We start from the raw sequence: 6006 nt of genomic DNA, 5'->3' as shown, positions 1-6006 counted from the left end.
AATCTAGTCATTAAAAATAGACATAGAAGTAAACCAGCAACTCTAGCTACTATCTGAACTAGTATATTATAAAAAACATTCATGCAAATCCCCTCCAAACCTTTAAGTATTAAATTCATTATAGTCTTATATTTTAAAAGAAAAATGTATATATATAGTTAAAATTGTTAATATATTTAAATAAAAATCTAAACTATAAGAACAAAATTAATTTAGACTAAAATAAAACTTCAATATAAAATTAATTATTTATATTGAAGCTTCGAATTTCACACCTATTAATAGGTGCTTTCTATATACAATTATATTTCCGACATTATTATCTCTGTTGCACATTACTCTTTTATCAATATACTTAACTAACATAAAGATAGGAAGCGTAAAAATGCTTCCTATCTTTATTATTCTATTTAAATCCTAATAATAATCCACCTTGATATACTAATGTTGCTACAATTAGTGCTATAACAAAGGAACTTATAGCTGAGAAAGCTGTCCATTTCCATGAGTTAGTCTCCCTCTTAATTGCACCTAATGCAGCTAAACATGGTGTGAAAAGTAAAGTCATTACCATATATGACATAGCTGAAAGAGGAGTGAAATTAGCAGCTATAGCTGATATAAGTTCTGTTCCCTCTGAGGCTCCTACATATAGCATACCTAAAGTTGCTACAACTGCTTCTTTAGCAACTATTCCTGAGAAAAGAGCAACTGAAGCTTGCCATGTTGCAAATCCAGCAAAAACGTATATAGGTGCAATAAATTCTCCAATTCTTCCAAGAATAGAAGCTTCACTATATTGTTCTACCCCAAATGGTAACACTGATAGTATCCAAATAACTACAACTGCTGGTAATATAATAACCCCAGCTTTTTTAATAAAGGCTCCACCTTTTTCCCAAGTTAAAATTGCAACATTTTTAAGAGATGGAACTCTATAGCTTGGAAGTTCCATTACAAAATAAGATGATTCTCCTTTAAACAATGTTTTACTTAATATTTTTCCACAAATTAAAGCTACAATAATTCCTAATAAATATAAACTTAATAAAATAAGTGAAGCATGTGTTTGGAAAAATGCATCAATAAACACTAAATATATTGGAAGTCTAGCACCACATGAAACAAAAGGATTTATAAGAATTGCAATCATTCTATCTTTTTTACTTTCTAAAGTTCTAGTTGCCATAATTCCAGGCACATTACATCCTGACCCTATTATCATTGAAATAAATGTTTTACCATGTAATCCTAATGCCTTCATTACCCTATCCATTATATAGGCAGCTCTAGCCATATATCCGCTATCTTCTAATAATCCCATTAAGAAATACATCACCATAATTAAAGGAACAAAACTTAATACAGAACCTACCCCTGCAAAAATTCCATCTCCTATAAATCCATTTAAAAAATCTGGAGAACCAATCCCTTCAAGTTTTTCAACTACTAGTGCACCAATAGCTTCAATACCGCCACCTAACCACTCTTGAAGTCCTGCCCCTACTTTAAAAGTAATATCATATAAAATATACATAATTACTGCAAATATAGGTATACCTAAAAATTTATTCGTAACAACTGCATCAATTTTATCTGATAATGTTTTACTTCGAGTGCTTGGCTTCTTTAATATACCTTTTGTAATGTTACTTATAAAATTATATCGTTCATCAACTATAGCCATCTCCGGTTCTAGGCCTTCTGACTCTATATAATCTTCAATTAATTCATCTGCACAGTTTAAGACATCCTCATAACCGCATTCTTCTATGTACCTTCTTATATTCTTATCATTCTCTAGTAACTTTAATGATATCCACTCTGATGAATAATCTAATTCTTTATCCTTTAAGCAACTTTTTAAAATATTAATTCTATCTATCAATGATTTATTAGTACTGATTTTTTTATTATATGATTTTTTACATTTGATCGATTCCTCTATTACTCTTTCTATACCATCTTTTTTTGTTGCAACAGTTTCTACAACTGGTATACCAAGTCTTTTAGATAACTCATCAGAATTTATATTAATTCCTTTATTTTTAGCATTGTCCATCATATTAAGTACAAGAACTACGTTAACTCCTAATTCTATTAATTGTACTGTAAGATATAGATTTCTTTCTAAGTTTGTTGCATCAACAACATTTATAACAACATCTGGATTCTCTTTAAGTATATAGTCTCTTGCAACTACCTCATCCTCTGAATAAGCACCTAAACTATAAGTACCTGGAAGATCTATTACGCTATACTCTTTCCCATTGTACTTTAGTTTACCTTCTTTCTTTTCTACTGTAACCCCAGGCCAATTACCTATATGTTGCCTTCCTTTTGTTAATGCATTAAATATACTGCTTTTACCACAGTTTGGATTCCCTACTAAAGCTATTTTCATCTTTGTATCCCCCTAAAAAATTTATTCTGCTAATATTTTCTGTGCCATTCCAAAACTAAGTGCTATTCTTGATTCTCCAACACCTAATATTAAATTTGCTCCGTCATTTTTTATAATTTGAATACTTTCTCCAATATTAAATCCCATTGATTTAATTCTTTTGCACAATATTTCACTTAAAATTATTTCCTTTATTTTAACTATAGAACCTTCATCTAAAAATGTTATAGGCATAATTGAATTCACCCCTTAAATTAATATAGCTTCTGCTTCTTCTTTTCTTAAAGTTAATTTATAACCTCTTATGCATATTTCTATTGGATCTCCTAATGGTGCTTTACCTGTAATTTCAATAGTTATTCCTGGTGTAATTCCCATATCCATAAGCCTTCTCTTAACATTACTTTCTCTATTGATACCTTTAACAGTTAGCTTATCTCCAACTTTACAATTAGATATTTTACTCATTTATTTCACCTCTCTTTTTATAAGATTAATCCCTTTGTCTGAAATTCCCCACTGCAATATTGGATTCAACATTTTATCATTACATCCACAACTACATTTCTTGCAAGCTTCACTACTACAACTTTCCTCTTTGTAAATATATCCACTTAGTAATAATTTTTCTTTGTATTGATCTACAATACCTTCGCTTAAACCTAATGCTTTTGATATGCCACTAGTTGAAAAATCTTTATTTTCATAAATATATCTAATAATTTCTTTTATCATAATACCTCCAAATGAAATTGATTTTCAATTAGAATTGTATCTATATTCCAGTTTTCTGTCAATTAGGATATAGTTTGTTTATTAAATATAACCCCTCCATACTCATAATTACTGTGTATTGCTCAAATTATTAACGATATTGATATTCTTTATCATTTATTTTTTATTAAAAAATATCCCCACCTGTATTTTAGGTGAGGATCAATTTATATATTATAAATTTGATTTTATTTTCATAACTGCATAATCTAAAAGAGAATCTAAATTACTATTATTCTTTCCGCCACCTTGAGCTAGAAGTTTACTTCCGCCACCTCTTCCGTCAATTAGGCTAATTGAATCTTTTAAAAGTGTGTTCATATCTGTTCCTTTAATATTTTTTGAAGAAGCAAATATTAAATTAGCTCTATCGCCATTTTTGATAACCATTAACGCAATAACATTATCACTTTCTGTTAACTTTGAAACAAGCTTACTTACGTATTTAACATCCTCATCTTCATATACTTCTTTTATTACAGATATTCCATTAATTTTTTCTGCATTATCTATAAGCTCTTTACCTTTATATTCTGATATTTCAACAGTTAAATTTTTATTTTTATTAATTAAACTTTTAACTTCTTCGTTTAAATTATTTATACTATTAACTGCCTCATTTTCGCTACAACTTAAGAAATTGCATATTTTCTTTGAAAAAGCATCTTTTATAAAGTAGTCATTTATAGCTCTTCTTCCAGCTAGATATTCAATTCTTGTATTTCCTTTGTGCTTTTCAGCTCTTTTAAGTTTTATACATTGAAGCTCTATTGTCTTGCTTGGATGAATCCCACAACATGCATTTATATCAAGATCTTCAATCTTTACAATTCTTATCTTTTCATCAGTCTTTGGAAGATCACGTCTAAGTCCTAACTTCTTAAGTTCTCTTCTCTCTGGAAATAAAAATTCCACATTAAGGTTCTCACTTATTCTATCATTAGCAAAAACTTCTGCTTCTCTTATTTGCTCATCAGTTAAATCACCAACTATGTCAATAGTACTTATATCTTTTCCTAAATGTATTCCTGCTGTATTTTGATTGAATAATTTAAAAAAGCATCCTGAAAGAACATGTTGTGATAAATGCTGCTGCATATAATCAAATCTTCTATTCCAATCTATTTTACATTTAACTTTATGAATTTTTATAGGTTTTTTATTTACTACATGATATACAATTCCATTTTCTTCATATACATCTATTACCTCATGATTATCTAAAAATCCTAAGTCACAAGGCTGACCTCCTCCACCTGGGAAAAAAGCACTTTTATCTAGGACAACATGGAATTTTCCCTCTCGCTCTAAAACTTCTTCAACTTCTGCTGTAAATTCTTTTATATATTGATCTATGTAATATAATTTTTCCAAACTATTAAACATCCTTTCTCTTTTTAATAATAATAGTATATCATTTTTATAAAAAAAATAGTTATACTCCTTATTATTGAAGTATAACTATTTTTTTAATGTTTAAACAACAAAGAAACATGCTGCAATAATTATATATACAGATATTAATTGAACACCTTCAAGCCAATTTGACTCACCATCTGTTGCTACTTTATTAGCAATTAAAACTGAAACTATTAATGCTACAAGTTCAAATGGATTAAATACAATACTCATAGGAGTAAATATTAAACTTAAAAACACTAATACTGGTGCAACAAATAAAATTATTTGAAGACTAGACCCTATTGCAATTTCTACTGCAACATCCATCTTGTTTTTAAGTGCCATTACAATAGCTGTACTATGTTCTGCTGCATTTCCTATTATAGGAATTACTATAATACCAACGAAGAATTCACTTAATCCAAGTGAAGCTGTCATAGGCTCTACGGCACTAACTAAAAGTTCACTCTCTATAGCTATACAAACAGTTGCTATAGCTAAAACTAATATTGATTTTTTCATTGACCATTTTGCTTGAACATTTTCTTCTTCATCTTGAGCGTACATATCTTTATGAGTAAAAAATGAAAATACTAAACTTAATATGTATATAATAAACATAATTGCTGCAACTATTATGCTTAATCCTTCATACTTTGTATTAACAAGGCTTTCTGGCATAGTATGAGTGAATATTGCAGGAATTGTAAGTCCTATAACTGCAAATAAAAGCATACTTGAACTCATATTAATTACTTTCTCATTAAACTTCTGAGTCTTAAACTTAAGTCCTCCAAGTAACATACTAGCTCCTAAAACTAGTAAAGTATTTCCTATAACTGAACCTGCAATTGAAGCTTTTACAACATCAAACAATCCACTTTTTAATGCAAAAAATGAAATTATTAGCTCTGTTGCATTTCCAAAAGTTGCATTTAAAAAGCCTCCTATCTTAGGTCCTGTATAACATGATATTTCTTCTGTAGCTTCTCCCATAAGTCCAGCAAGCGGAACTATTGCAAGAGCTGATAAAAGGAATATTAAAGTTTCTGATACGTGCATAAATTCTGCTATTATACTAATTGGAATGAAAACTAAAAGATATTTTAAATATTTCATATACGTCCTTCTTTCTACTTATAGTGTTATGTTTTCCTCTAAATATAATACATCATACTATGACTATATTCCATTTACATTTTAGTTCTATTATTAACTTAAAATACTTATTTTTCACATACACTTAATAAAAATATTTTAAAATTATTGTTGACTCTAATAATTTATGGGGTTATAATGAGTTCATGCAAAACAAATAAAACATTTTGCAAACAACTTAATTTATCACTAAAGACTGTGAAGAGAACAAGTAGAAGTATCTAAGCTTAACAGAAAGTTGCCGGTTGATGAGAGGCGCAAAGACATTT

6 protein-coding genes and 1 other annotated feature (1 of these 7 cut by a window edge) are annotated in these 6006 nt (G+C 28.8%); all 6 genes read right to left on the bottom strand.

The features are described 5' to 3' along the window. Window positions 1–406: 406 nt before the first annotated feature. Window positions 407–2404, bottom strand: coding sequence for a ferrous iron transport protein B (gene feoB / locus RSF37_RS10315; RefSeq protein ID WP_332564331.1), 1998 nt, complete (start codon window positions 2402–2404; stop codon window positions 407–409). 21 nt (window positions 2405–2425) lie between these two features. Beyond that, window positions 2426–2638, bottom strand: coding sequence for a FeoA family protein (locus RSF37_RS10310; protein ID WP_332564330.1), 213 nt, complete (start codon window positions 2636–2638; stop codon window positions 2426–2428). Between the two features lie 15 nt (window positions 2639–2653). Beyond that, window positions 2654–2872 (bottom strand): FeoA family protein, encoded by a 219-nt coding sequence (locus tag RSF37_RS10305; RefSeq protein ID WP_332564329.1) that lies wholly within the window; start codon window positions 2870–2872, stop codon window positions 2654–2656. Next, a complete protein-coding gene (locus tag RSF37_RS10300) occupies window positions 2873–3139 on the bottom strand; it encodes a hypothetical protein (protein WP_332564328.1) in 267 nt (88 codons plus the stop codon). It abuts the gene before it with no gap. Window positions 3140–3352: 213 nt separating this feature from the next. Continuing rightward, a complete protein-coding gene (locus tag RSF37_RS10295; RefSeq protein ID WP_332564327.1) occupies window positions 3353–4552 on the bottom strand; it encodes an alanyl-tRNA editing protein in 1200 nt (399 codons plus the stop codon). A gap of 102 nt (window positions 4553–4654) precedes the next feature. Then, window positions 4655–5698 (bottom strand): calcium/proton exchanger, encoded by a 1044-nt coding sequence (cax, locus tag RSF37_RS10290; protein WP_332564326.1) that lies wholly within the window; start codon window positions 5696–5698, stop codon window positions 4655–4657. Window positions 5699–5926: 228 nt separating this feature from the next. Further along, window positions 5927–6006: a binding site (T-box leader), on the top strand; it runs 160 nt beyond the window's last position.

The organism is Clostridium sp. (assembly GCF_036643715.1).
In the GTDB taxonomy this organism is placed as follows: Bacteria; Bacillota; Clostridia; order Clostridiales; family Clostridiaceae; genus Clostridium.
The sequence above is the reverse complement of the archived record's forward strand: the minus strand, read 5'-3'. Positions and strand labels throughout refer to the sequence as shown.